The 26366-nt window shown below is 54.1% G+C and carries 31 protein-coding genes; 24 read left to right on the top strand and 7 right to left on the bottom strand.

What is annotated here, in order from left to right:
* The first annotated feature begins 56 nt into the window (after nt 1-56).
* Nucleotides 57-191 carry a hypothetical protein gene (locus ACODNH_RS01475; RefSeq protein ID WP_434530183.1) on the top strand — a complete coding sequence of 45 codons (135 nt, stop codon included), beginning with the start codon at nt 57-59 and terminating at the stop codon, nt 189-191.
* A gap of 897 nt (nt 192-1088) precedes the next feature.
* Nucleotides 1089-1688 carry a nucleotidyltransferase family protein gene (locus ACODNH_RS01480; RefSeq protein WP_434530184.1) on the top strand — a complete coding sequence of 200 codons (600 nt, stop codon included), beginning with the start codon at nt 1089-1091 and terminating at the stop codon, nt 1686-1688.
* Nucleotides 1689-1977: 289 nt separating this feature from the next.
* On the opposite strand, the gene ACODNH_RS01485 is transcribed toward ACODNH_RS01480, so the two are convergent.
* The 6 genes from ACODNH_RS01485 to ACODNH_RS01510 all read right to left on the bottom strand — a co-directional run bounded on the left by ACODNH_RS01485 (nt 1978) and on the right by ACODNH_RS01510 (nt 8051).
* A complete protein-coding gene (locus ACODNH_RS01485) occupies nt 1978-3558 on the bottom strand; it encodes a class I adenylate-forming enzyme family protein (protein WP_434530185.1) in 1581 nt (526 codons plus the stop codon).
* Between the two features lie 131 nt (nt 3559-3689).
* Nucleotides 3690-5276 (bottom strand): AMP-binding protein, encoded by a 1587-nt coding sequence (locus tag ACODNH_RS01490; RefSeq protein ID WP_434530186.1) that lies wholly within the window; start codon nt 5274-5276, stop codon nt 3690-3692.
* Nucleotides 5277-5339: 63 nt separating this feature from the next.
* Nucleotides 5340-5753, bottom strand: a complete 414-nt coding sequence (locus tag ACODNH_RS01495) for a PaaI family thioesterase (protein ID WP_434530187.1) — start codon at nt 5751-5753, stop codon at nt 5340-5342.
* A gap of 6 nt (nt 5754-5759) precedes the next feature.
* The gene (locus ACODNH_RS01500) at nt 5760-6704 is read right to left on the bottom strand and encodes a DUF6282 family protein (RefSeq protein ID WP_434530188.1); all 945 of its coding nucleotides are present in this window, start codon (nt 6702-6704) and stop codon (nt 5760-5762) included.
* Between the two features lie 56 nt (nt 6705-6760).
* Complete coding sequence (locus ACODNH_RS01505; RefSeq protein WP_434530189.1) at nt 6761-7324, bottom strand: benzoate/H(+) symporter BenE family transporter; 564 nt, start codon at nt 7322-7324, stop codon at nt 6761-6763.
* The gene (locus ACODNH_RS01510) at nt 7254-8051 is read right to left on the bottom strand and encodes a benzoate/H(+) symporter BenE family transporter (protein ID WP_434530190.1); all 798 of its coding nucleotides are present in this window, start codon (nt 8049-8051) and stop codon (nt 7254-7256) included. Before ACODNH_RS01510 ends, ACODNH_RS01505 begins: the two co-directional genes overlap by 71 nt.
* A 215-nt stretch (nt 8052-8266) precedes the next feature.
* Between ACODNH_RS01510 and rdfA the strand changes: the two genes are divergently transcribed.
* From rdfA to ACODNH_RS01600, 18 genes are all read left to right on the top strand, one after another.
* Nucleotides 8267-8881 carry a rod-determining factor RdfA gene (gene rdfA / locus ACODNH_RS01515; RefSeq protein WP_434530191.1) on the top strand — a complete coding sequence of 205 codons (615 nt, stop codon included), beginning with the start codon at nt 8267-8269 and terminating at the stop codon, nt 8879-8881.
* Between the two features lie 69 nt (nt 8882-8950).
* Nucleotides 8951-10885, top strand: a complete 1935-nt coding sequence (locus ACODNH_RS01520; RefSeq protein ID WP_434530192.1) for an archaea-specific SMC-related protein — start codon at nt 8951-8953, stop codon at nt 10883-10885.
* Between the two features lie 148 nt (nt 10886-11033).
* Nucleotides 11034-11930, top strand: a complete 897-nt coding sequence (locus ACODNH_RS01525; protein WP_434530193.1) for an amidohydrolase family protein — start codon at nt 11034-11036, stop codon at nt 11928-11930.
* A gap of 97 nt (nt 11931-12027) precedes the next feature.
* Nucleotides 12028-13182: an XdhC family protein gene (locus tag ACODNH_RS01530; protein WP_434530194.1), complete on the top strand. Its 1155-nt coding sequence runs from the start codon at nt 12028-12030 to the stop codon at nt 13180-13182.
* Nucleotides 13183-13310: 128 nt separating this feature from the next.
* On the top strand, nt 13311-14198 hold the full coding sequence (locus tag ACODNH_RS01535; RefSeq protein ID WP_434530195.1) for an FAD binding domain-containing protein: 888 nt from the start codon (nt 13311-13313) through the stop codon (nt 14196-14198).
* Nucleotides 14195-14851, top strand: a complete 657-nt coding sequence (locus ACODNH_RS01540; RefSeq protein WP_434530196.1) for a (2Fe-2S)-binding protein — start codon at nt 14195-14197, stop codon at nt 14849-14851. The genes ACODNH_RS01535 and ACODNH_RS01540 overlap by 4 nt, the downstream gene beginning before the upstream one ends.
* Nucleotides 14844-16790, top strand: coding sequence for a xanthine dehydrogenase family protein molybdopterin-binding subunit (locus ACODNH_RS01545; protein WP_434530197.1), 1947 nt, complete (start codon nt 14844-14846; stop codon nt 16788-16790). Before ACODNH_RS01540 ends, ACODNH_RS01545 begins: the two co-directional genes overlap by 8 nt.
* Nucleotides 16721-17293 (top strand): xanthine dehydrogenase family protein molybdopterin-binding subunit, encoded by a 573-nt coding sequence (locus ACODNH_RS01550; protein WP_434530226.1) that lies wholly within the window; start codon nt 16721-16723, stop codon nt 17291-17293. The genes ACODNH_RS01545 and ACODNH_RS01550 overlap by 70 nt, the downstream gene beginning before the upstream one ends.
* 472 nt (nt 17294-17765) lie before the next feature.
* Nucleotides 17766-18074, top strand: a complete 309-nt coding sequence (locus ACODNH_RS01555; RefSeq protein WP_434530198.1) for a hypothetical protein — start codon at nt 17766-17768, stop codon at nt 18072-18074.
* A complete protein-coding gene (locus ACODNH_RS01560; protein WP_434530199.1) occupies nt 18071-18295 on the top strand; it encodes a hypothetical protein in 225 nt (74 codons plus the stop codon). Before ACODNH_RS01555 ends, ACODNH_RS01560 begins: the two co-directional genes overlap by 4 nt.
* Nucleotides 18288-18506 (top strand): hypothetical protein, encoded by a 219-nt coding sequence (locus tag ACODNH_RS01565; RefSeq protein ID WP_434530200.1) that lies wholly within the window; start codon nt 18288-18290, stop codon nt 18504-18506. Before ACODNH_RS01560 ends, ACODNH_RS01565 begins: the two co-directional genes overlap by 8 nt.
* 146 nt (nt 18507-18652) lie before the next feature.
* Entirely contained in the window at nt 18653-19294 is a 642-nt protein-coding gene (locus tag ACODNH_RS01570; protein ID WP_434530201.1) for an SWIM zinc finger family protein, read from the top strand.
* Between the two features lie 54 nt (nt 19295-19348).
* Nucleotides 19349-19714: a TFIIB-type zinc ribbon-containing protein gene (locus ACODNH_RS01575; RefSeq protein ID WP_434530202.1), complete on the top strand. Its 366-nt coding sequence runs from the start codon at nt 19349-19351 to the stop codon at nt 19712-19714.
* Between the two features lies 1 nt (nt 19715).
* Entirely contained in the window at nt 19716-20252 is a 537-nt protein-coding gene (locus tag ACODNH_RS01580; RefSeq protein ID WP_434530203.1) for a hypothetical protein, read from the top strand.
* A 61-nt stretch (nt 20253-20313) separates the two neighbouring features.
* A complete protein-coding gene (locus ACODNH_RS01585; RefSeq protein WP_434530204.1) occupies nt 20314-20742 on the top strand; it encodes a hypothetical protein in 429 nt (142 codons plus the stop codon).
* A 120-nt stretch (nt 20743-20862) separates the two neighbouring features.
* Nucleotides 20863-21120, top strand: a complete 258-nt coding sequence (locus ACODNH_RS01590) for a winged helix-turn-helix transcriptional regulator (RefSeq protein WP_434530205.1) — start codon at nt 20863-20865, stop codon at nt 21118-21120.
* A 131-nt stretch (nt 21121-21251) separates the two neighbouring features.
* Entirely contained in the window at nt 21252-21494 is a 243-nt protein-coding gene (locus ACODNH_RS01595; RefSeq protein ID WP_434530206.1) for a DUF7389 domain-containing protein, read from the top strand.
* A gap of 65 nt (nt 21495-21559) precedes the next feature.
* Nucleotides 21560-22384 carry a hypothetical protein gene (locus ACODNH_RS01600; RefSeq protein ID WP_434530207.1) on the top strand — a complete coding sequence of 275 codons (825 nt, stop codon included), beginning with the start codon at nt 21560-21562 and terminating at the stop codon, nt 22382-22384.
* Nucleotides 22385-22473: 89 nt separating this feature from the next.
* Here ACODNH_RS01600 and ACODNH_RS01605 read toward each other — a convergent pair whose 3' ends face one another.
* Nucleotides 22474-22803, bottom strand: coding sequence for a HalOD1 output domain-containing protein (locus ACODNH_RS01605; RefSeq protein ID WP_434530208.1), 330 nt, complete (start codon nt 22801-22803; stop codon nt 22474-22476).
* 171 nt (nt 22804-22974) lie between these two features.
* On the opposite strand from ACODNH_RS01605, the gene ACODNH_RS01610 reads away from it, so the two are divergent.
* The 4 genes from ACODNH_RS01610 (at nt 22975) to tnpC (ending at nt 26365) form a co-directional block, all read left to right on the top strand.
* Nucleotides 22975-23526: a hypothetical protein gene (locus ACODNH_RS01610; RefSeq protein WP_434530209.1), complete on the top strand. Its 552-nt coding sequence runs from the start codon at nt 22975-22977 to the stop codon at nt 23524-23526.
* A gap of 50 nt (nt 23527-23576) precedes the next feature.
* A complete protein-coding gene (locus ACODNH_RS01615) occupies nt 23577-24062 on the top strand; it encodes a hypothetical protein (protein ID WP_434530210.1) in 486 nt (161 codons plus the stop codon).
* Nucleotides 24063-24130: 68 nt separating this feature from the next.
* Nucleotides 24131-24898, top strand: coding sequence for a hypothetical protein (locus ACODNH_RS01620; RefSeq protein ID WP_434530211.1), 768 nt, complete (start codon nt 24131-24133; stop codon nt 24896-24898).
* An 81-nt stretch (nt 24899-24979) separates the two neighbouring features.
* Nucleotides 24980-26365 carry an IS66 family transposase gene (gene tnpC, locus ACODNH_RS01625; protein WP_434530227.1) on the top strand — a complete coding sequence of 462 codons (1386 nt, stop codon included), beginning with the start codon at nt 24980-24982 and terminating at the stop codon, nt 26363-26365.
* Nucleotide 26366 lies beyond the last annotated feature (1 nt).

Here is a 26366-nt window from a genome sequence, read left to right on the forward strand (position 1 = left end):
TAAACGACCGCGACTGCGCGTGATTTTGTGCGCCTCTGGCAGATGAGAGCCTCACCATGAGTATTGACAAGCAGCCAGTTGACGAAGAGGCACAAGACCAAACCGACGACGTCGCTAACATCGCCGCCGAGCACCGCCGGGCACAGGCGTCGGGCGAAGTGTTTGACGGTGAACTCAGAGGAGAGCAGTAGGACCAATGGACTCCCGTTTAGAGTGGCCTCGCCATATCGAGACAGCGGCTGACAGTCAGGTTGGTACTCCACTAGCCCGCGAGCGAATTCGAAATTCTGAAACAGGCTTTCTGGCCATTTGTAGCGAGGACTACTGTTCATGGCAAGGCTTTTCCCGAGTGGGAGCTGGCGACACAGGCCGTCAGAACCACGTTGACCGCGCCCGCCGGTCATCTGGCTACGAGTACCACTACGGGGAACAATACGCATTCATGGTCGAACTTATCGATGACATGACCGTATGGTTCTGTCCGGATCAGAGGCTTGATCCACTCAAACCGCGGCACGCTCAGCGTGATGGTCAGCGACTCATCCGGCATAGGCTGATCGGTTGCCACTTGACGAGAGTCTTCATCGGGGCGACCTCTTGGAGTGTCACGGGCCAAACGACGGAATGGTGCTCTCGGTTTCGACGACGCGTTGTTTTGGCTTCCCAGCGTTTAGCATCGTCTTCGTTGATCCGGACGCTGAACCCCATTAGGGCGGAAGCTATCCAGGCTCAGCGTATCGATTTCTAAATAATCATGTTGACCAAAGTCCCATTCATTATACCCTTGATCCAATCCAATGGGAATAGTCTACGAAACTGGGACGCCTACGCACTGAACGATTCGAACAACTGATCACACTTGCTCAGGAACTTCCTCACCAACTATCTGAGATTGATAATGCCGCCATGACAAAATACTTTTGCAGCTTTACGACTTATTCGAGATGGGCCATGGTGAATCCGCTCTTCGTTTGCTATCCCTCGAAGGGACGACGATCTCGGTCAGCGGTTTGTAGTTTCGACGGGAGACCGAAATGAACTCTAATCAGGTATTGTATGACCGCCAGGATGTCAAAAACGCGTCGCCGATGGCCGACGACAATGGCCCGACCATTGTTGGCGTCGTATTAGCGGGCGGAACGAGCAGTCGATTTGGTCAAGCCAACAAACTGACCGCTGAGGTAGATAGCAAACCAATCGTACTACACGCTCTAAAGACTCTGCTGGACGCGCCACTTGACGATGTTGTAGTTGTAGTAGGGTACAAAGCCGACGACGTCAAACAATCGCTGGCGGACTATCCCGTCCATTTCGCTCGGAATTTGGCGTATACCGATGGACTATCGACGAGCGTTGCACGTGGCGTACGTGCGGCTAGGGATTCTGACGCAATCGTTTTCCTTCCCGGTGATATGCCTGATGTTGACCCAGAGACTGTAGAACTACTCATCGATGCGTATCGTGGAGAACTCGGCTCAGCTGTAGCAGCCGCTTATCAGGGATATCGAGGCAACCCGGTTCTGTTCGATGAGTCTCATTTCGATGCGCTACGAAATATTAACGGAGATACTGGCGGCCGTTCAGTGTTTTTAGAGGCGACTGACGGCGTACTTGTTGAGACGGACGATTCCGGCGTCCGACGAGATATCGACACTCGTATGGAACTCCGACACCGACGGGAATCGTAAATCGGCTCAGGTCAAGAACGAAACTAAGACATTATCTCTAGTAAATAGTGGTGACCGATCCCAATATCTAATATGATGTGGGAAATTTGGGATATAAAAGGATATATGCGCTTTTCAACTCCAAACCCGCAATTATCTCCAATTCGAACTCTAGATGGCGAAAATATATTCGTATGATGTGTATATTGGAGTGATATTGGGAAATATGAACCCATCTATGTGATGGCCGATTTTTAGACGGTCGCCTATCGACCATTCGGCAATGCAGCGTTACTAACGAAGACTGCGCTTACACATCGACGATTTGGTGAATATCAACATCCGTATCATCAGCGTCAAGTTTTCGGCGGAGAACCTTGCCGACGTTACTCTTTACGACTTCATCAACAAAGACGTACTTTCTTGGCCGTTTGAAATCCGCAATGGTGTCCCCGTTTTGAATGTATTTATCGAGTTCGTTCGCTAGGTCGTCGAAGTCTTGGGCTGCTGGGTCTCCCGGTACCGTTAGGAATGCTGTCACAACTTGATTCCATCGCTTGTCGTCTACTCCGACGATGGCTACTTCCTCGATGGCCTCGTGGCCATCGATCGCGTTTTCCACTTCGACTGGATAGATATTCTCGCCACCGCTGATAATCATATCATCGACGCGGCCGACGACAAAGAGGTCACCGTCTTGGTCCCTGTAGCCGAGGTCCCCGGTGTAATACCAACCATCAGTGAATGCATCTTCGGTCGCTTCTGGGCGGTTAAGATAACCCTCGAAGGCCTCCGGAGAGGTAGCATCAACAATTATCTCACCAAGCGCCTCTGCTGGGACTGTGTCGGTCGGTGCAATGTCGCTCTCGCGTTCAGCATCTACGACGCGAACACGTGTATTGATACCTGCACGACCCGCTGAACCTGGCTTCTCGTCGAGCCAGGAACAGACACAGTATGTGTAGACTTCGGTGCTACCGTAGTGGTTTACAAATATATCGGGATCTAATGCCTCGCGGACATTTGTTTGAACTGCTTCGGTCATCGGCGTTCCGGCGTATCCAATGCATCGGACCGATGCGACGTCAGTGGTCTCTAAGACCGAGGCGTTGACCAAGTCGTGGAATACTGTCGGAACGAGATAGAGACTCGATATCGATTCAGCCTCGATAAGGTCCGCAGTTTGCTGGGGTGAAAACGAGCGCTGAGCGACCCACGTGCCGCTCAAAATCGCCATCGTTGTAAGAGTCCGAATACCCATCGTGTGATAGATCGGCATCAGTCCAAGGGTCGTCTCGCTATCCTTCCACTGCGATTGGATAGCGTGTGCCGTCGAAGCAGTATACGTATTTGTGTGCGTTCGCGGGACACCTTTCGGTCGTCCCGTTGTGCCACTAGTGTGTAGAATAAGGCTGGTGTCGTCGCTGCTTACGTTCACCGGCTCGAATTCATCCTCTCCGCTCCTGAGGAGTTCGCTATAGGGCTCGGCGTAGCTCGGAGGGTCCTCGTCAACGTATGCCAATTCGTCCGTGGTAAAGGCCTCGTGAGCCTCGTCAATCGCGTCCCGAGCGATGGAGGAATACACGAGGAGGTCTGGCTCAGTATTGTTAACGAGAAACTGGAGCTCGTCGGCCGAAGCCCGAATATTGTACGGAACGAAAATAGCACCGGACTTCTGTACAGCCCAGTAAACCGTCCCAGCCTGTACGCGAGGCTGCATTACGACGCCTACTCGGTCACCTGAACCGATACCTCTCTCTTCGAAGGCTGAGGCGAGGCGATTCACTCGCTCGTTCCACGTATCATAACTATACTCGACATTCTCATCTCTGTCGACAACTGCTGTACGGTCTGGATGCCTCTCAACAGTCCGCTGGAAGACTTTTCCCATGTGCATGATTAACTAACACACTACGCTACTGTGGGATTGAATAACTGAACATAAAAACATTTCGCTTAGAGTGGAAAGATGTTACAAGAATACTAGTGTAACACCACTGTTCAGAGCACTCGTGTCCAGACTCACTCATCTCCGTTGGACGAGATATCAACGACGTCATGTACCTCAACGTCCAATTCTGGCTTCTGTAGTTCCTTACGAAGGATTTTCCCTACGTTGCTTTTCGTAAACTCACCGATGAAGTAGTACTTCCGAGGCCGTTTGAAATCCGCGAGCGTCTCACTCTCACGTGTATGGGCGTCTAACGCCGCTGTAACAGCGGAGAAATCTACATTTGCCGGTTCGCTCGTAAGTGTGATGAAAGCAGCCACGGTCTGGTTCCATCGTTCGCTTGGACGCCCAACGACTGCGGCTTCAGCGACTTCTTCGTGTGTCTCCAGTACAGACTCTACCTCAACGGGATATATATTTTCACCCCCACTAATTATCATATCATCTATGCGACCAACGTAGAAAAGGTCGCCATCCTCGTCTCGGTAACCCAGGTCACCGGTAAAGAACCATCCGTTAGCTATCGAACGATCGCTTATGGTGTCGTTGAGGTAGCCGTCGAACGCTTCTGGGGAGGTCACGTCGACAATGATCTCGCCCAGAGCGTCGCGGGCGACGATTGCTTCCGGGTCCAGCTGGCCGAATTCGCTGGGCTCGACGACGCGTACAGCGGAGTTGAAACCGGCACGGCCGACACAGTTCGGTTTTTCTCTGACCCAATCACAGACAGCGTGGGTGTACACTTCAGTGCTGCCGTAATGATTGACGAACGTCTGTGGTTCGAACTGAGATTGGATTTCCCGAATCGTGGCCGGTCCCATATTCGCCCCGGCATAGGTCACATGCTGGACACTGGAGAGGTTCGCTCGTTCAGCGACCTCTGAGTGCACGAGGTCGTGGTATACTGTCGGGACCAGATAGAGACTCGATATCGATTCAGTCTCGATAAGTTCGACCGTGTCTGGTGCAGAGAAAGTCCGCTGTGTCACCCACTTCCCTCCGAGCAACAGAGTCGCAGCCAACGCATGGAGTCCCATGGTATGTGACAGTGACATAAGTCCAAGGGTCGACTCGCCCTGTGACAGCGAGTTTTGAAGCGCGTGTGCCGTCCCGGCCGTATAGGTGTTCGTGTGGGTTCGAGGAACTAACTTGGCATCACCCGTCGTTCCACCGGTATGAAGCACTACGCTTTGTTCATCCGGGTCCACGAACGTCGGCGAGAACGTAGCAGGGTCACCCGCTGATTGGAACGTCTCGTATGCGGTGGTATTGTCCAAAGCGATTTGAGACAGCTCTGTCGTCCAATCTGCTGCTTCGACAGCGGCCGAAACCTCCTGGGAATAGAAGAGGATGTCGGGCTCAGTGCTCTCGACCAGGTATGTCAGCTCGTCCGATGAACTACGAAAATTGTAGGGGACGAAGACCGCTCCAAGCAACTGCGTCGCACAGTAGAGCGTCGATAACTCGACGCGATTCCGCATCGCCGCAGCGACGTAGTCTCCTTGGCTAATTCCACACGATTCGAGCGATGCAGCGATCGCGCAACACTTTTCGTACCAAGTTTGATACGTGTATCGGATGTCGGCTTTCGAATCGACGAGGCCGATAGCCTCTGGCGTCCGCTCCACGGTCCGTTTGAGGACTTGTCCCATGTTCATGATGCACGGAAAGTCGAGGGCGGATAAGAAAAGTGTTTGTGCTATCGATCGGTATCGTTCCAGTTACTCCCACTTCTGGAAGTACGTCGCAGTTCCCGAGACAGCGAGATCACCGTCGTTGCGAACCTCCGCTTCGCCGACAGCGATGGTCCCACCCCGCTGAACCAATGATGCACTTGCAACGATGTCTCCCTCTGTAACTGGCGCATGGTAGTTCACATCCATGTTGATCGTAAGCGGTTCCATCTCTTCGAGCGTCGCTTCGGCGTCACTGTGAATCGCGCCAGCGACGGTGGCGTCGACGAGTGTCGCCATGACACCGCCATGTACGACTGTATGGTTAGTTATATCCTCGTCGTAGGGGACGTGAAATTCTGCCATTCCGTCCTCTACAACCGCTTTCTCGATACCGATACGTTCGAGAAACGGCATCGTCTCGAAGTACTCTTCCATCTGCTGGTCAACCTGCTCTGACATATACCATCAACACAATTCCGCGCTTCTTGTAAATAGATATCGGTCCGCAGGGTACAAAGACGGTGGCGGGCTCAATACTAGGTCGAAGATCCGCTTCGGGTTCTCGGTAGTCATAGTCCGAATATCCGACTCGGGAACTCCTTCTGCTAGCATGTCACGAATGAATTGTTTGAACTGCTCCATTGCAGGTGGGTTCGCCGTTGCACCGCCATCAGTTGCCATTACAGCATTTTCTGGTCCCACGGCGTCGACAGCAGAAACGAAGTCTCCGACGGTCGCAGCGTTACCCATCATTTCGGTTGTGCAGATGTAATGAAACTCCAGTGTTGCACCCAGATCAGTGATAGTCTGCATCTGTTCGTGGCTGTAGTTCAGGAAGTTCGCGTGTGGGTGCTGAACGAGGAACTCCTCGACGCCTCTATCCGTGGCCGCGTCTACGAGCGCAATAGCCTCTTCCGGGCTCAGGTGAGAGAGTCCGATGACGAACCCGTGTTCGGCAATACTATCTAGGACATCGAGAGTTGGCTCAGTCAGGTTTCCGTCCTCATTGAGGACAGTAATTCCGCCTTTTGCTTCCTCTTCGGTCTCAAACATTTGAACTGCTGCGTTCTCCAAGTGATGGGCAGACGTAATTGAGGGCATCCAGACGATATCTGCGTCGAAGTTCGCTATGCCGTCGACCGCGTGATGATTTAACCCACCGACCCACTCATTGAGGGTGATTCCTCCCAGTAAATCGAATCCCAGTTCGTCCCTGACATTCTTCGCGCGGGAGGCCGTTTCGAAGTGATGATTCTTCGTGACGATGGCCCGCATATCGTGTTCTTTTGCCTTTCGCGCCGCCGAGAAATCCGTGTCTTGGCGGGGGAATGCTCCTGGAGCGGTATGCATGTGCGTGTCGACAGCACCCGATACAAGATGGTCTATGGGGTCGGGCTGACTCTGTCCCATGCTATCGGGTGTGTCATGGCAATTCTTATAGTTACTGGTCGGTCCCCTTGCGGCCGTCAGTCATCAACAGTTGGCGTTCCCTCCTCCGAGACAGGCTGTTCGTCCCCGGTAAACTCCCAGTCGTCCGCTTCCATGACAAGTGAAACGGCGACGCCGCCAACGAGCGACCAAAAGGGCGCACCGATGTCGAAAATCGAAATTCCGGACATACCGATGATGAGCGCAAAGAAGGCGCCGTATCGGTACTTTTCTGAGGTGGCCCACGACTCTTCGAACGCACTGATTAGGACACTTATCATGGCAACACCCGCGAGCAGAGATATGAGAGTTCCCGGAACAGCGTTGACGATTGACGTTGCCGCCGCGGCGATGAAGCCAAACGCACCAAAGAGGAGGCCTCCAATTACGGATGCAACGTAGCGTCCTTCCTTTTCGGCTCCAGATTCGTCGCTACTCGTAATCGCTGTCATCGGTCCTGCAATGTTCGCGTTGTGACCGCCCATGAGACTCGCTACGATACCGCCGAGCCCACTGAACACTAACATCGAGTTAATCGGTGCGTCGTAATCCTCTGCCTGTAAGACACCGATAGCTTGCATGTTTTCGGCTCCGATGACCATTACTGTCAGCGGAATAGCGATAGTGACGATGGAGTCGAGCGTGATCACTGGCGTAACGTAGCATCGGCTGAGCGAGCGAAAGAGAGATATCGGAAAAAGCCGTCACTCCCTGCCAAATTGCGGCTACAGAACCTAGAACGATAGCACCGACAATACCCGGGACTTTCGGGACAAACCGATAGAACAACAGATACCCGAGGAGACCGATTCCCGCAATAAATGGGGCGTTCGAGACAGCAGTAATAATACCGATAGTGAACTCAATAAGGACGCCCGCGATCATCGCCATGATGATCGGTCGCGGCAGGAAATCGACTATCTGGCGAAACGTCCCCGAAATCCCAATCAGGAATACCAATATCCCCGAGACGAGGTACGCGCCGGCTGCTTGGGCGAGACTGAAATCAGCCAGAACGACTCCTACCATTACCGCGCCGGGAATAGTCCATGCGCCCATAATGGGTTGTTTGTAGTACAAGGCCATCCCCATGGTAATCACACCCCCGAGGACGTAGATTGCGAACAACCACGACACCGCCTGCGCGGTGGTTAAGCCGCCTTCGTTTGCGGCGTTGAGTATGATAAGTGCTGGACCAGTAGTCCCGAATATTGCGGCTGTGAGTCCTGAACCGACCTGACTGATGCCGAAGTGTTTTCCGAGATCGCTGATGCCCTCTCGGAAGCCTGGACCTCTCTCTACAGTGTTTGCTAACGACCACTTTGACATGGCTCGTTTCCTAATGTTAATTCACATATGATAAAGGTTGGCATTGGTCGTGGTCGATCAGTCATCTTTTATTTTAACGTATTCTGGGGATTAAGTCCGTAAAATTCGAGTCTTGAGTGGTGGCTTGGGCTCTCTTGAGTTCGTAGCCGGCTCCCACCTGACAGTACCAACCGATTTACGAAAGAGTTACTAACATACGTTTGTAACATGATTGTATGACCCAGACGGAGTCTCCGACGGAATCAGAGTGTAGCTGTAAAGTAGGAACCCTAAGTCGCGAGTACGACCTTACAGACATCAATGAAAATCTAGTAGCACGCTGGACAGGAAAAGCAGGTGAGAGCGAAAGTGTCCGTACACTAACCGACTATTTCAACCAGCAACTCTTGCGCGCCGAGTTACGCACCGCAGACGTAACATTGGTCGAGGGTCGTGTTGAGAACCTATACGAACTACTCACGGATGGTGACCGACTGAAGGCCGTCAGAATGCAGGCTCGTTCGACGCTCGAAGACGAAGGGATAGATGTCGACAGATTAGAATCACGATTCCTATCACATCAGACCATGTACCGACACCTTCGAAACTGCCTCGATGCAAATAAAAGCAAAAATACGATTTCTATCGAGAAAGAACTGGACCGAATACACGCAGTTCAACATCGAGCTGAAGACATCGTCAATGATTCGGTCGGTCGGCTTCGAGATGGCGGAAAACTGGAACTCGACGAGTACGAGGTCCTGATTAATTTCAGAGTTATCTGTGAGCACTGCGGTACGTTACACGACGTTACGGACATATTAGACAATGGAGGTTGTAACTGCCGATAACGGTGTAGTCAAACGAACATCGTCTATGTGATAGTTAGAGTTTTCCACACCTACCCGCTATACATCGATATGAAAACTGAATCGCCGGTCGAAGTTGGGGCCGAACTTACGGTAAAACGGATAGGCGGTATCGATCAGACGACCGTCGAAACTCTCACCCGGCGTGACGGTTCTGAGGGGCGAAACGCAACAAATCGGACATCTCTCTTGAAAGCTATCATGGCAGCATTGGGCAGCGACCAAGTTCCACTGAAGGGCGACGCTGACGAAGGGTACGTCGAACTGACAATAGGAGAGGAGACGTACACACGACGTATCAAGCGGTCCGGTAGGACGACCACACTCAGCGGCGACCCGTATCTGGCTGACTCGACACCAGCCGATCTCTTCGCGTTCTTACTCGAGTCCAACGATGCCCGGCAAACTGTCGCCCGGGGAGAGAATCTCTACGATGTCATCATGCGCCCCGTTGATACGGCAGAGATCGAACGGAAAATTATCGAAGCCGAGCGACAAAAGGACGAACTCGACGACCAACTCGAGACGCTCCGATCGCGAAGAGAGAAGCTCCCAGACTTACGTTCTAAACACAATGCAATCGCTGAGGACCTTGCAGAAGCCCGCAGCGAACGTGAGGCCGTTCGGAATGATATTGAGGATCTAGATATTGGAATAGAAGAACGGCAAGCCGAGCGTGAGCTCCATTCCGAGAAACTCACTCAATTGAAAGAGGCGAAACAAGACCTCGAAGAAACCAAACGCGAACTCGAATCCGAGAAGGAGCAGCGGGACGCGCTGAAATCAGAGCGGACAGAACTCCGTGAGGAGCGGGCGAACATCCAGACCACTGTTGAGAAGATAAGCGACCTCGGTCGTCGAATTGGTGAGTTACAGGAGCGACGGCGCGCCCTGGGCTCGTTACTGGATCGTCTGCAAAATATCGTCCAGTTCAACGAAGAGATTATGGACGACGCCGAATCAGAGCTTCGGGAAGCGCTACTGCCCGCTGACGAGAATGTGACTGATAAGCTCCTTGGGGACTCGAACCTCGTCTGTTGGACCTGTAGCTCGACGGTCGAACGGACGGAAATCGAGGCGACGCTAGAAGAGTTGCGAGCGCTCCGGAAGGAGAAGTTAGCCGAACGGTCCGAGATCTCGGATGAGCTTGATGACCTTAGAGAGCGCAAACGTGAGATGGAACAGCAACAACAGCGTCGCGAACAGATTGAACAACAATTAGAGCAGATTGATGATAGACTTGACCAGCAGTCAGAGCGAATCGAAACCCTTCATCAGCAGCGAGACAGCGTCAGTGACCGGGTAGCCGAACTCGAACGCGAAGTCGCGGATAGCGAACCCGACAACGATGACCAGTTACTTGAACTAAACAAGCGCGAGAACGAACTGACACTGACGATTGAGCGCCTTGAAGACGAGTGCGAGTCCCTAGCAGCCGAGATTGATAGGATAGAAGCCGATGTCGACTCGATCTCGGAGATCGAAGACGAGCGTGAGTCGGTTCGCGAACGCCTCACTAACCTCCGTAACAGAATCGAAGAGTTGGAAACAGACGCAGTAGCAGCCTTCAACGAGCACATGGATCAACTCATCGACCGGCTCGATTATGGAAATATCGATCGAATATGGATTGAACGACGGGAGACGACAAGCGGGGGCCCACAGTCGGCATCGAATGCCGAGTTCGAACTGCATGTAGTTCGAACTACCGACGACGGGGCGGCCTACGAGGACACTATCGATCATCTCAGCGAGTCGGAGCGTGAGGTAACTGGGCTGGTCTTTGCGCTCGCAGGCTATCTTGCTCACGATATCCACAACGTTGTACCGTTCATATTGCTCGACTCACTGGAAGCAATCGACTCCGACCGTATCGCCACTCTTGTCTCTTATTTCGAGGAATACACCGATTTTCTGGTCGTGGCCTTGCTCCCCGAAGATGCACAAGCACTTGACGAGACTTATCACCGCGTTACCGAAATCTGAGCAGTACCGCAACTACTGTGGTTGGCTTCCAGCAGAAAATATGGAGGTGTTACAACCGTTGGTCTGTAACACCACTTCTTATCGAGTCTGTCCTCTACTGCTACAGCTAAACATTCAAACCGGCCCCCCGCGAATGTGAGTGACACTGATGACCTCGAACAGTAATAGCATGGGCTCGGCTTCGTCCGTCAGTCCTCGTGAAGGCGACGACGTTCCGGATTGTCCCGTTATCGATGCGCACGTCCACATAATGCCGACTAAGATTTTAGACGCTGTCAGTGATTGGTTCGAAAGTGAAGCCGGGTGGGCAATACCGAAGCTCTCTGCGGAAGCTGTTGCCGAGCGAGCGAGTCAACGGACAGATGGATTCGTCTTTTTTCCCTACGCCCATCAGCCGGACATCTCTGCCTCGTTGAATGAATTCGCTGCGGACTGGCAGTTGCGTCTCGACTCAGCAATCGGATTGGGAACCGTTCACGCAGGTGATAGCGACCCCGAGCGAATCGTCACCGACCTCTTCGAGCGTGGGCTACAGGGTGTCAAGCTACACTGTCCGGTACAGGGATTCTCAGCGGATGATGCCCGCCTTGATCCGGTGTACGAAGCGCTCGTCGCACGCGATGCGCCACTCGTGATTCATGCCTCAACGCATCCATTCTACCGTGGCGACTCAACGCTCGGTGCAGCACCTCTAGGCCGGGTCTTGCGGCGATTTCCAGCGCTCCGTGTCTGTGTACCACACCTCGGTTTGTTTGAATCCGACTCGTTCTTTGATTTGGCGGATCGGTACACAATATATTTTGATACGTCGGTTGCACTCGGCGAGGAAACCTGGGAGCGCATCGGACGCCGACCGGACGATATCTCCATGAATCGCCTCGCCAACTACGGTGATAAGGTCATGTTTGGGACGGACTATCCTATTCGTCCCCAGCCGTACAGAGCTGCTTTTCGTGGAATCCACGAAGTATTCGGCGAGCAGACGTCCGCTGTCTACCATCGAAATGCCCGTCGCTTCTTCGGCTTTCAGGACGACGGACAGTAAGACATCAGAAGATCAACGAAGTATCTTTGCCTGCGACAGCACCGAGAAGTGCTACTGTAGCCAAAGCATTTTTATATTCGACTACTGACTCTTTTTTATGGCCGATACTGACTGGGGAGCTCCAGAGACAGATGTAATCGAAAGTGCCCATCAGTACCTTAGGCACGACTCCTCTGCCATGCTGGCGACTATCGTCGGCGTCGAGGGGAGTGCTTATCGCCGACCCGGAGCGAAGATGGTTATCCCACCAGAAGGAGATAGCGTTGGTTCGATTACCGCGGACTGTCTCGAAGACGAGGTCACAGCTCTCGCGCGTGACGTACTCGCTGACGGAACCGCACGCATCGAGACATACGACCTACGCGGGGATGGAGACGTCTGGGGGCTGGGTGTCGGATGTAATGGCGTTATCGACGTATTGCTCGAACCGATCGAGCCTCATTATCAGACAGTCACTGACGCAGTAGCGGCTGGCAACTCTGTGGCAGTCTGTACTGTCGTAGAGAGCGAGAACACAGCCGTACCGTTGGGGACTCGAGCCTATTATCTACACGACGATGGCTGGAATCACTCAGATCAGTGGCCAGATGAGCTATTACCAGAAATTAGTGATACAGCAACCCAATCTGCACGAGACGGTAACGCCAGAACGATAACGGTCAGGACGGGAGCCGGCGAAGTCGAGATATTCCTCGACGGCATCGCACCGCCCCCCGAACTCGTGGTTCTTGGAACTGGGCGAGATATCCGCCCGGTCACTGAACTCGGAAAACGAAATGGATTTCGAGTAATTGTCATCGGATTTCGCGGGGCTACAGCGACCAGCGAACGATTCCCTCATGCAGACGCGATTCGATCCACATCCCCTGATTCACTTCGCGAGGTGCACGACTTCGATACTGACACTTATGTCGTTGTAATGACTCATAACTTCATTGACGACCGCTTGGCACTTAACGAATTACTCAAAACCCAATCGTCTTATATCGGATTAATGGGGCCACGAGAACGGTTCGAGGAGATGCGATCGGCGTTCGCCGAAGAAGGTCGGACATTTCGAAAGGACGAACTTGAGCGGGTATTCACACCAGCAGGTCTCAATCTTGGAAGTGAAACCCCGTATCAGATCGCTCACAGTATCATTGCCGAACTCCTTGCTATCCATAATGACCGATGTCCCCGGCATCTCACGAATCAGAATGGTCCGATACATGATCGGACCGATGCAGGTCAAGCCCAACGTGGCAATTAAACTATTAGGTGTCCGTCTATCGACGAAATCCAGTCCATTAACATACAATCGAGATCGGGAAAGGCAAGAAATAAATATGCAGGTCTATCACACGGTAGTGTGTAACTCAGTTGCACGAACGATCCCTGATGTATCCGAGCAAGTTCAACTACATCGATGCTGAGAGCGTCGACGACGCGGTCGCCGCTCTGAAAACGCATGACCACGCGGAACTAATTGCAGGCGGGCAAAGTCTTGTACAGCTGCAAAAAAAGCGAGCAAGATCACCAGACCAACTCATAGATATCAATGGGATAGAGGAGCTAACGCGTATCTCTGAAACCGACTCGACGGTCGATATCGGTGCACTCGCCCGTCACAGCGAAGTGGCAGAATCGACACTGATCAGCGAGAACACGTACTTGTTTAGTGAGTGTGCAGGCCAGATAGCCGACGCTGTCGTTCGTAACCAAGGGACATTCGGTGGTGCCACCGCCTTGGCGGATCCGAACGCCGATTATTTGCCCGTACTCAAAGCTGTAAACCCCGATCTCGAGTTAGTCGGTCCGGACGGAAAGCGGACTGTGTCGTTTGATGAATTTTACCTCGAGGGGTTCACAGTCGATATTGCTGATGACGAGCTAATCACTAAGGGGTGTGTTCCGAAGCTTACGACTATCACACCAAAGGAGACTGCAGCGGTCGGTAGCACCTACAGGAAACACTCTGAACGTTCCAGCGACTACGCTACCGTAGGTGTCGCTGCAGTCGTCGCTGTCGATACCACAGGAGTCGTCGTTGAGACAAAGCTGAGTATTGGCTCGGTCGGCCCCCTCGAACGACCGACTGACGCTGAAACCGCAATCGAAGGAACGACGCTCACAGCGGACGCGCTCAGCGAAGCTTCGACTATCGCAAAAGAGACTGTAACGCCAAAAGCGGCTGATCCTGAAGGAGCGTACAAGAAAGCTATGGCTGGCGAATTCACCGAGAAAGCCCTACAAACAGCGTACGAACGCGCCACGGAACAACTATGACAAAACTCGAGTCCACTCCAACGACAACGGTGTCTCTGACGGTCAACGGGGAAGAGTACACAAAAGAAACGGAAGACCGACGACTACTGGTCCACTTCCTTCGCGAGGAGCTAGGACTCACCGGCACGCATCAAGGATGCGTAGTCGGGAAATGCGGGGCCTGTACGATTCTGCACGATGGTGTCCCGAAGAAATCATGTTTGCTCTACGCCGTGCAGATGGACGGGGCAGAAATCACTACTGTCGAAGGGTTAGCGGAGATCGCAGCTGAACAGAATAACGCTGTCCAGACTCAAGAAGGGACGACGCTCCATCCGCTGCAAATGGGTTTCAAACAGAATCACGGACTCCAGTGTGGGTTCTGTACACCGGGGTTTCTGATGACAGCGCACGCATTGCTCGAAGAAAATGATGACCCGAGTCGGGCGGAGATCAAGGCTGCTATTTCGGGAAACATCTGTCGATGCACGGGATACAATTCAATAGTGGATAGCATCGAATGGGCATCTGCTGCGCTCGAAACCGGCGAATCACAGCCTGTACCCGACGGCGGGAATTCAGACGCATGTTGCGGTGGGGAGTGCATTGAGCAAATCGACTACCCACAGACCGACATAGCGACGAAATCTGCGGAGGACCTCTGTGATGAGTAGTCCCATCGGACACAAGGAATCTGAAGAAACAGACGAATCGAAAACGGTCGGGACGAGCTTCCCTCGCCGGGAAGACGACCGACTCGTCCGCGGTGAGGGGAAATATATGGATGATTTCGAGCCTACTACGGACCTACATCACGTCGCGTTTCTCCGGTCACCTCATGCCCATGCAGAGATCGAACACGTCGATATCTCGGCTGCACAGCAGTTGGACGGAGTCACACGAGTACTAACCGGTGACGACATCGTCGATGAGATGGACCCGTTCGCTGTTAGCGTGCAGGACCCGCCCGAGTATTATCCACTCGCAGTCGATAAGGTGAGATATGACGGCGAGCCTGTCGCGCTTGTCGTTGCGTCGAGCAAATATATCGCTCGGGATGCTGTGGAGTCGATCACCGTCGATTACAGTCTGCTCGATCCGGTACTGGACGAGTTGGAAGCGAGCGAACCCGACGCACCACAACTCCACGACAGCGGGAATGTCGCAAACGAACGAACACTCGAGTACGGACCGCTTGACGAAGCGTTTGAGGAGGCCGATCACGTCATCGAATCAGAGTTTGACTTCCCCCGCTACACCAGTTCACCAATGGAGACGTACGGGGCCGTCGCGGAATACGATCATTCGGATGCCACAGCGACGGTCTGGTCGAATTTCCAGGGGCCATTCACCATGCACCCGCTCGTCGCCAGAGCTCTAGGGATGTCACAGAGCGACCTCCAGTTCAAGGTGCCAGCAGATAGCGGGGGAAGTTTCGGTGTCAAGGCGCATATTTATCCCTACATTGCGGCGTTAATACTCGCATCGAAGCAAGCTGAGGTTCCGGTCAAATGGATTGAAAGTCGGCAAGAACATCTGAAAGCGAGCGCCTGTCATACCGATAGAACGACGCGGATGCGTGGGGCTGTTTCAGACGACGGCGATATCCTCGGCGTCTGGGTCGACCTCTACGATAACTTTGGGGCATATATCCGCGCTCCCGAGCCAGGAAACACGTACCGGCCGATAGGAAATTTCGTCAATACCTACGACTTTGACGCGTTTGGTGGGAACTTCTATGCCGTACAGACGAACAAATGCCCTACCGGTCTGAATCGAGGTTACGGCTGCCATCAGTACTACTTCGGACTCGAACGACTCGTAGACCAGATGGCTGCTGCCGTCGATATGGACCCGACGCGCTTTCGAGAACGGAATTTCATCGACCCCGACGAATTCCCATACGAAACCCCGACAGGCGGGAAGTACGATAGTGGCCGCTACGCTGACGCATTAGCGAAGGCAAAGGAGTTGTTCGACTACGAAGCGTATCTCGACAAGCGCACAGACGCTCGCGAGGAAGGGCGATATGTGGGAATCGGATGCTCTGCGGTCGTCGATCCATCTGGATCAAATATGGGGTACGTGGATACTGCGATTACGCCGGAGGAACGGGCTGAAAAGCATCCGAAGTCGGGTGCAGTAAGCATGGTGTCGATTCAGGTTCAGCCGGACGCGAGTGTCGTGGTCGAGCTCGACTCTGCACCCAGCGGCCAAGGCCACGAAACCACGACGACACAGATTGTCGCAGACGAACTGGGCATCTCACCGACACAGATTCGCGTCGTAGCTGGGATGGATACCCACGAGAAGGCCTGGGGTGTCTCTTCAGGTAGTTATTCGTCGCGATTCGGCAGTATGTGTCACAGCGCAATACAGAAGGCGAGTGAAGAGATCGCCGAGCAGATGCGTCGCATCGCTGCCGATATCCTTGATGAGTTGCCACAGGCAATCGAAATAGTCGACGACCGCGCCCATGGTCCGAACGGAGAGTCGGTCTTATCCGTCAGATCGCTGGGACGGCCCACTGGAACGTCTCTTCACTGCCAGACAGCGTCGAACCAGGACTACAGACGACACAGTCATTCAGTATGCCGGAGTCAACGCCGATAGATGCGGATGATAAGATGAACTCGTCGGGAGTCTACGGGTACGGCATCCAGTTAGTGGCTGTCGAAGTCGATGCGGCTACTGGTGAAGTCGATATACTCGATTATGTCGCGGTCAGTGATTGTGGGACGGTCATCAACCCACAGATCGTTGACGGTCAAGTTATCGGTGGTATCTTTCACGGGTTCGCAGGAGCGCTCTACGAAGAACTCGAATACGACGATGACGGGACGTTTCTGTCGGATTCGTATTTGAACTACGCAGTACCCACAGCAAAGGAGGCACCCGACGTGACGAGCGAACATATCGAAACGCCATCACCGAAAACTCCACTAGGCTCGAAAGGGACTGGTGAAGTTGGCACGGAAGGCGCGCCTGCAGCCATTGCTAATGCTGTCAATGACGCCCTCGAGCCGGCTGGTATCGAGATCACCTCACTCCCGCTCCGGTCTCGGCAGGTTTGGTCCCTTCTCGACGAGACAGGGGCTGAGCAGACTGGTGACTGATTCAACTCAGAAATAGAGCTCTGATACTCCATAACGACCGCTTCTGGAGAGTATACCGCAGTATAATCCCTAACTGTGACTAGTGATATAAGAAATATGACTTTTTGAGGATAAATAAGTGCTGTTCAGGAAAAAGTACGAATAGATAGGCTCATATAACTCCTCTGGTGTAATGGGGAGCAGATATAGTAACAAAAACCTAGATTTGGATTTCAGACATCTATATTATTGCTCAAAGTTGGTTTCGATGGTGTGTGCCTACGTAATACTGTCGTATATTTGTGGCTATATGGCTGTATTGGCGCGTGGCGATTCACTACTGGTAATGAGTAGTGTCAAACATTCACTGAACAGTTGTTTTGTCGTCTCTTAACAGCTAAGATAGCGCTCTTGAAGTTATATTCCATTTGTCCTTCTGTCTCAGTCGTCAACTCAGCTACCTGAATTTTGTGTCCCTCTGGCGGGTGAGAGGATGTCTCAGAAACAGCCTTGTCATCGTCAACTCCTTGGATCGTATTTCGACCATCGACAGGTATCCATCGAGTCGGTCACAGCGGCCGTTCGAACGCAACGGGCTCCGGAGACCAACCTCGAAGCACAGGTCCTGCGGATTGTCGCTCAGAAGTCGGACTGGCTCACCACGCCGGACATCTTGGCACTCCGGACACAGTTAGACGCCGACGTCTCAGAGCAAGCACGACTTCAACAGCAGGTTCGAAACGTCGTTGAGGCTATCACCGAAACGGTCGCTACGTGGGACCAACAGGAGATGCGGTTATGAGCGGAAATACCGGCGACACGGTTCTGGAGGACCTGCCACCTGAGCGACTCCTGTCGGGCGATCAGCTCCAGCCGATTCTCGCTGGAATTCGCTGTATGGACTCCATCGAGACGATTCAGACATATCTCGCCTACGAGACGAAACACCAAGACCGGACGCACGTCCAGGATAAACTTCGGTTGCGCGCTCGTGAACTCCGGCGGAGTGACGGCGATGAGTGAGCAGCGACTCTTCATCGAAGTCCACGGAATCGGCCCCGACGACATTCCAGCTCATTCGGACGAGCCAGCGATCCGTGATGAGGCGACAGCCATCGCGAACGATATTCACGACCTGCTTCGGGAGGAATACGGACTGACCGATGTCGAAGGTGTTGCGACCGTCGTCAATCTAGACGTCTACGAGCAGTTAGTGGACGACTCCGATTCTTGATTGAATACCTCCAACGGCGATTTTGTGCGCCCCAACGGGGTGAGGGGCGTTCTACTGAGAATGCTCTTCGCCTGTACCAATGTCCACTGCTATCGCCACCCGTGAAGCATCGCTCACGACCACCGTTGTTGTTCTGGAGGCCGCCGATGACCAGTAACCCTGCTGGCATGGATGACCGGACGGTTGCCGCGCTGACGGAGATAATGACCGTGCTGGATTCGGTTGGACGAGTCCGAGACGCGCCGGGTCTATATCTGGTCGTCTCTTCGTCGGGCTCGGAGTATCTGGTCGATATGGCCGAGGGGCGCTGTGAGTGTCCCGATGATTCGCATCGGCCGTCGGTCACGTGTAAGCATCGCCGTCGGGTAGCGTTCGCCATCGGTGAGCGGCCGATTCCCGAGTGGGCGAATCAGGATGCCCTCGACGACCAATTTGGTTTGCACGTCGATGCCGACCCAACACGGGCAGTCCCCGACGGGGGCGTCGCACAGGCCACAACCGACGAGGGCAGTATCACGCAGTCAGCCAGCGGCCCGCTCGCAATCAAACCGGCCGACGACCCACGAACGAAGCGAGCGAAACGCGAGGCCATCGACGTTTCGTTTTTGCAAAAGCCCGGTCGGTATGAGGTGCAGTCGGCCTCAGACAGCGTCTACGAGGTAGATGTACTCGAAGAAACCTGTAGTTGCCCGGACGACGCGTCCCGGTGTAAGCACCTTCGACGGGTCGGCATCGAGATTCGAGCTGAGTTGGTTCCACGGCCCGACGGCCGACTGCCCGATGCGTAGGCGAGCCGCCTTCGGTTCATTTTACGCCTCCCACGGTGGGTGAGGAGTCTTCCAATGTCTTCACAAACTCTCCAGCGATGCGAGTCAGGCGTCTCGATACAACACTGCCCCGAATGTAATGGCAATCTCGTCCAGACCGAGCAGGAAACCCACTGTGAGTCGTGTGGGCTCGTCGTCGAAGACGCACCCATCGATCATGGACCAGAGTGGCGCTCGTTCGACCGCGAGGAGCGCAAACGAACTGGCGCGCCGCGAACGGTGACACGCCACGACCGAGGCCTCTCCACCGAGATGGGGTTTCCAAGCGAAGTGGATGGTTCGTCGAGACGCCGTCGACGGCTGAGACGCCAGCGTCGGCTACACGGACGGTCGAAGTTCGACTCCAAGCGCGAACGGAATTTCAGCGCACGGACTGGGTGAGGTGCGGCGACTCGTCGGCGCGCTGGGCCAGAGCAAGACGGTACAGGAGCAAGCCGCGAAACTACTTGGAGAAGCTCAGGATGCGGACCTCTTCCCAGGCCACTCGCTGGAGAGTGCCGCGGCGGCGATGGTCTACGCAGCCGGCCGGTGCAATACGGTGATCCGGATGGCCGACGTTGCCGCTGTGGCTCAGTGTTCGGAACAGGAAGCATGGCGGACCTATCGGACGTTCCAGACGGAGCTCGAAATTCCGATTCCAGTTCAACTCCCCGTAGACTGGGTGCCGAAGATCGTCTCAGAGCTGCCCTATTCGATTCCATCGGCTATTCAACAACACGCGACACAGTTGGCAGCGACAGCCAGTAAGTCAGCGAAGCTGAATGGAAGCCCGATCGGCATCGCTGCTGCCAGTGTCTATCTGGCGGGCGAGGACGCTGATATACGGTTGACGCAGCAGGTGATTAGCGGAGCCGCAGATATTTCGACGGTGACGCTTCGAACGTGGTACCAACGGCTTGTCGCACTCTTCGATACGTAGCCCCTCAACGTGCTCCTCTCCACGATTTTGTGCACTCTCCAGCGGGTGAGAGAGACCAACTATGGGTAGCACACAGCGATCAGGCACGACACTCGAATGGCGCTGGAAAGACGAGACCGAGAACCGGGCTTTGCCCGAGTCTTGGGCAACAAAGGGCCAAGAAGAACCAATTGGCGACGACGAACAGCCTCTGTATGCAATCCAGTGTCGCGGTGGCCTACTCTTGGAATGGACAGTGAGTCGGCAAACGAACGCGCCCGTCGCTGGACCGAACCGAGAGCGGCCAGCATTGCGCGTGCTGTACGTCACGCGTGACGGGCAGCAGGCCGCCGTTCGTGAGTGGGAAGCGATTCGACAGGCTGAGGGGTGGACTCCTGACTCAGAATTCGCGAGCGTGATTGCGAAATCCACAGATGCCTGTGATGATGTCGATGCCGACGATTATGTGTATTATCGGTCGCTCGTCGAGGAGCGATACGACATCGAGTAACGGCCTTTCAGTCGTTTCATCTGACGCTCGTGTAGACCGAATCAGAGCTAAAGCCGGTTGTGTATATGGTGTGCACACTCGGTCGGCTATTATGACGAGCGAGGGTCCTACTGCGAACCAATGCCTACTGAAAGCTCTTGTTCAGCTTCGGACGCCGCCGAGCTGCAAGAGCTGCCACCAAGTGCAAAACTGGTTGCCAAGACCCTCGAATACGAGGGCAAACTCACACAGTCACAGCTTTCGGAGTCGACGCTTCTTCCTATTCGGACTGTTCGATCTGCGCTGAGAACACTCGAAGAGAACGACATCGTCATAGCACGTATCTCGACGATGGATGCTCGGCAACAGGTCTACTCGCTCAACATCGAATCGAACTAATCGTCTCTGACGGACCCTTTCATGATGCTATTGATACTGCTGACATTCGGCGGCGACTAATAGCCCAGCCGCAGTTTTGTGCACCCCCGATGGATGCGGGGCATACTCGAAGTGCGCTCTCGAATCAAACCATGACCGACGACACAGCTTCAGACGACGGTGAGCGAGTCAAACGAACAGATATCGGAGCCAGCGTTGAAGCCCGACTCAAACGGGGAACAGGCACCCGAGACGAGGACCAAATTACTATCAAGGCGAAAGGCGAGACCGCGGCGGACGCCCTGGAAGAGTTTGAACAACTGCTCGCCGAGTACGAAGCGGAGTACAGCGACCGGATGCGGGCGATCCAGCCGACGCAGCCTGACGAGTCGTAGCCACTCGCTCTTTTTCTCTTGCTCGTCGATTTTTGCAGCCTCCAGCGGGTGGAGGCATTCTACAGATGCACACTGAGCCAGCGGACGGAGTCGAACCGACCTTCCTCGAGGAAGCACCCATCGGCCCTGATATCGACCGCGTTCTCGTCGCGGAACAGGGTTTGCCCTTCTACGTCGACGTCGACCGTCCCGAGGAAGTGCCCGCCGACGGGACCGAACGGATGATTGACCTCGCTGAGCGGGTGCTCGCCGCCGGCGGCCATCGTACTGGCCTCGGCCACCACGAAGAGATTCGCCAATCCATGAATGAGTGGGCACCCGACCGTGGCGAGGATCGAGCGGTCGATCCGGGCTACTGGCGGCGGATGACGTTCGCGCTCTCGCCCCGAGAGCGGAATTTCGGCTGCTTGAATGGGGAACCCGACGAGCGAGTGAAGAAGGCCAAAACTGTGCTGGCATGGGCGAGTGATTGTCTCGAGATGGAGACTCTAGAGAGTATCGAGCAGTCCCAGTTCGACGATATCGAGCAGGCGTGGCGAAGTGCCGTCGAAGCGACGAAAGAACGTCGGGAGATCAAAGCGTTCGCTGCGGACCCGCCGGCGACATTCGAGGGCTGGACGCGGTTCGACGCTGACCACGAAGCGGTCGAGGCCGCTTATCGAGCCAAGAACCATGGCACACCCGTGGTTGCAGCGGTGTTTCGAACCAATGCGGACGAAGACGAACTCGACGCACAGGAATTCACGATGGAGCGTTGGATCGACAACGGTGGCAACCCTCACGCTGCTCGGCCGAACCGGTTCTGTGTGACCTCCGGGAGTGGCGAGGGTGCCTACGCCCGGCTTCGGTCGCATCTGCGCACCTTCGATGTCACGCCGCTTGACGCGTAATACTGCCTACAACGTTCTTGAGCTCTGCTCTCACAGCGATACCGCGATAAAAGATATCTTGAATCAACGGCTGATGGGGCAATCCCGGCTCAATCGTCGCTCATAGCGAGTTCCGAGGCAGTAGTGCCAGTCGGCTGTTCTTCGAGACTGATTGCGCCGTCTTGAGCGACCGTTACCTCGTATCCGGCGTATCTGAATGAGATGGCACCGTCGGACATTCTCTCGACGGTTGTCTCCAGCGCATTCGGATCAATACTGTCATGCAATGGCGGCAACTCGGTCACGTCGCTGTTGGTAGTTGTCGCTACCCGGCAGACGATTCGTTCAGAGAGACCCCACTTGTTTCTCCCATACTCGCGCAGAATAGCAGACAATACATAAACATTTGTCAGACATATGTAGAACAAACAACCTTTCAATCCGTAGCAGTGGCGATGAGTATAGAGACGCCGATTCTTGCGCGGCTGAATTGCCGCTGGTGTGATTCCAGCCTGTGGGTTGGCTCTCTTTGCACCCGCTCCTATCGATGTGTTTTCTGCGGCACCGCAGTGAGCTGGCGTTTATAAATGAAGACGAGAACATCCATGTGTGTGACCGGTCAGAACCCCGATCTCGATCCTGCTGATATCCGCGGAAGCGCTAGCTCAGACCCGCATGCCGATGTCGAGGATACTGAGGACCTCCCTGGAAACTACCGGACTCCCGACGGCGCTAACTCAAACCAGTGTTCGACCTGTTCAAAGCCGCTCCCCGAAGCAGAAGTGCAGTGTCCGTTCTGTGCGGGAGAAAGTCTCGTCGAACCGTCAGTTGAGGACGAGGGGTCCGTCGACGAGTGGTCGTTCGGTCGCGTCGTCCTCGCTGTCGTCGAGGGGCAGACCAAGTACCACGCCCAGGCATTCGGTGCCGCGGCCTTTGCTGTCAGTGACGATCTGACGACCGGCACTGAGGCCACCCATGCAACAGTCAAGTGCCGGGCAGCCTTTGATGCCGAACCAGCCCCGCAACTAACCGATGGGTATAGGCTTCCGGGATATTATATAAGCCTCTGTGCCAGAGCCTTATTGACACGGGGCAGAGAGGTGTTCTGGAATACGACGACCACCCGAAAATCAACCCTTCGTACCGCATTGTTCATCCAATAAGTCGGAGATGCTCCTAATGGATTTTATTTATTACGAGTGGTACATCCACTATGGGCGATCAGCAGACTGGTAGCAGGGGTGATATTGCCGAGATGAGATCTCAGATTCATCGACGGGCAGACAAGCTTGAGCCTTCGATTGAGAAGGCCCAGTCGTTTGAGGAGATCTTCGGTGACATAAATGAGGACGATAGTGGGAAGTTGGAGAATTTTGAGCGGGTGGATACTGCAGTAGCGTTTTTTGCGGTTGCTTCAGAGCTTCTTGATACATATACAGATGAATTGTTCGTCCAGAGAATCATTGACGATGAGTTCCGTGAGAACGACAGTGTCAAGGGCAAAGTCGTTATCAACCAGCTATCGAGGGAGGGCAAATATGATATTCTCAGGCATTTTGAAATCCTCGACAAAAAGACGAACAGCGATATCGAAGAAGTAGTCAATTTCAGAGATAGTCTGGTTCATGATCCTGAGAAGGTCTTTCAGAGAAAGATATCAGTGTGCTTGCCTCAAGGTTTGATACTGCTCTTGAGTTGATCGAGGATTTAGACGAGAGGATATAGCGCAGTCTACCAAAGGTTGAAACAGCGTTCGGGAGACACACCGTGTACAAAGTGATTTCTCCGGGAAATACTGTAGTCTATATCTTCGGGGATAACCATACACATCCTCGGGAAGAGGTGAAAGACCGGCTTCACTCAGTTATTCCAGCAGATGCTGAGGCCTTGGTCATGGAACACTGTGAGAAAGCTGAGAGTGATAAAGATCTGTCTCAATGGGTGGTTCTGAAGAATCCGAGTCTGGTTCTGATTCAGTTACTGGTACTGTGGTGGCAGAAGAGGAAGAGATCGAAGTCAAACAGGGTTACCGGGGGCAATCAAACGACTGTCGCTGAGGAAGTAGCGGAGGAGCACGATCTTGAGATGGAGTATACGGATATCTCTTGGCTTCAGCGTATCAACTATCAACCTCTGTATTTGACCTTGATTTCTTGGTTCACGGTGCTGACCTTGTTCCTGGGATGGGTGATACATCCGTTGCTGAGTATTCTTTCTGTAGTTCTGATTCCGGGGACGGCATTGCTCTCAAGCAAGGTGTATAAGAAGGCCCGTGATCAGAGAATGGCTGAGGATCTAACCCGATTTGGAGAAGAGTACGCTGAATTAGTGTTTTTTGCGGGAGATCGCCATATCGATTCGGTAGCAGAGCTCCTTGACGGCGAGTTCGAGATCATTGAAGAATCGTACGTGTTTAGCCCCGATGAACTTCGCCACTATCTCGTAACAGGCGACCAATCGGGGGCATATGTACCCTCAGCAAGGGCTAATTGGATTTCTCCAGGGATGGTCTCCGCTCGGAGACCATCCCGGTGACCCTGCTGAGGTAACGCTGAGGTGGTCATAGTGGATTGGGATGACCTCAGTAAAGACGAACTTCTCTCACGGTTTCTCCAGATGGAAGAGCGAATTGACGAGCTGGAGGAGAAGCTTGAGCAAAAGGACGAACGGATCGAAGAGCAGCAAGAGCGAATCGAAGAACTCGAAACACGGCTTCGCAAATACGAGAATCCACATACACCGCCTAGTAAGCGACGGTCGGGGACTGACGAGTCCCCGACCTCGCAAGATGACGAAGGCGACGATGTCAGAACTGATGGCGGCACTCCTGGACGGAAGGACGGTCACGACCCAGAGTGGCGCTCTACAGCTGATCCAGACGAAGAAGTTGAGGTCACCTGTGACTGTTGTCCAGAGTGTGGCCAACACTTCGACGAGTCGGTGGGCGTCAGCCCCCGACTCGTCGAGGAGATACCGGACCCGCAGCCACCAGAAGTCACGCAGTACAACCGCCACTGCTACCAGTGCGACTCCTGTGGGACTGAGACAGTCGCTACACACCCCGACTGCCCCGATGAGGGGCAGTTCGGGGTGAACGTTATCGCCCAATCAGCACTGTCGAGGTACGACTACCGCCTCCCCTATCGGAAGATTGCAGACCGTTTCGAGCAGCTGCATGAACTGGAGTTGTCAGGCGCGGCCGCGTGGCACGCGACCGAGCGCGCTGCGCGCGCCGGTCGCTGTGAATACGAGCAGATCCGCCGTCAGATCCAGCAGGCTGACGTTGTCCACATCGACGAAACAGGCGTCAAACGGGATGGTGAGCAAGCATGGATCTGGACGTTCACCACCGAGAACCATACGCTCTACGCGGTTAGAGAAAGTCGTGGAAGCGACGTTCCCGCGGAAGTCCTCGGCGAGGACTTCGCGGGAACAGTTATCTGTGATGGGTGGACGGCCTATCCAGCTTTCAGCGACAATCTCCAACGGTGTTGGGCACATATTCTGCGAGAGGCTGAAGATGCCGCTGAAAAGCAGCCAGAAGGCAAACCGATTTACGACTCTCTCAAGCAGTTGTACGTCGCTCTCCAGACGCGACTGGAGAGCGACTTGACTCTTCGTGAGCGAGCAGAACTCCAGCGTGTTGCACGAAGAGAGCTTGAGTCGCTGATTGAGCGGTCGGTTCCCGACGGACCAGTGGCAACACTTATCAGAAAAATCGAAGGGGGCCTCGACCACTGGCTCACCTTCGTCGGTGAGCCAGCGGTCTCTCCGACGAACAATGCCGCCGAAAACGCGCTCCGTGAACCGGTGGTTCTCCGGAAACTTATCGGAACACTCCGCAATGACCGCGGGATGTTCGTTCATGAGACGGTGCTGTCCCTGCTGGCGACGTGGCGCCAGCAGGGACGCAATCCCTATGACGAACTCAAGCGAGTCTCCCGAAACAACGAGATGATCTCACGAGATCAGGCTGTGCCGGCCGTTGAGTCATCGGGGTAAA

This window comes from Haloarcula sp. NS06 (genome assembly GCF_051122755.1).
Lineage (GTDB): Archaea > Halobacteriota > Halobacteria > Halobacteriales > Haloarculaceae > Haloarcula.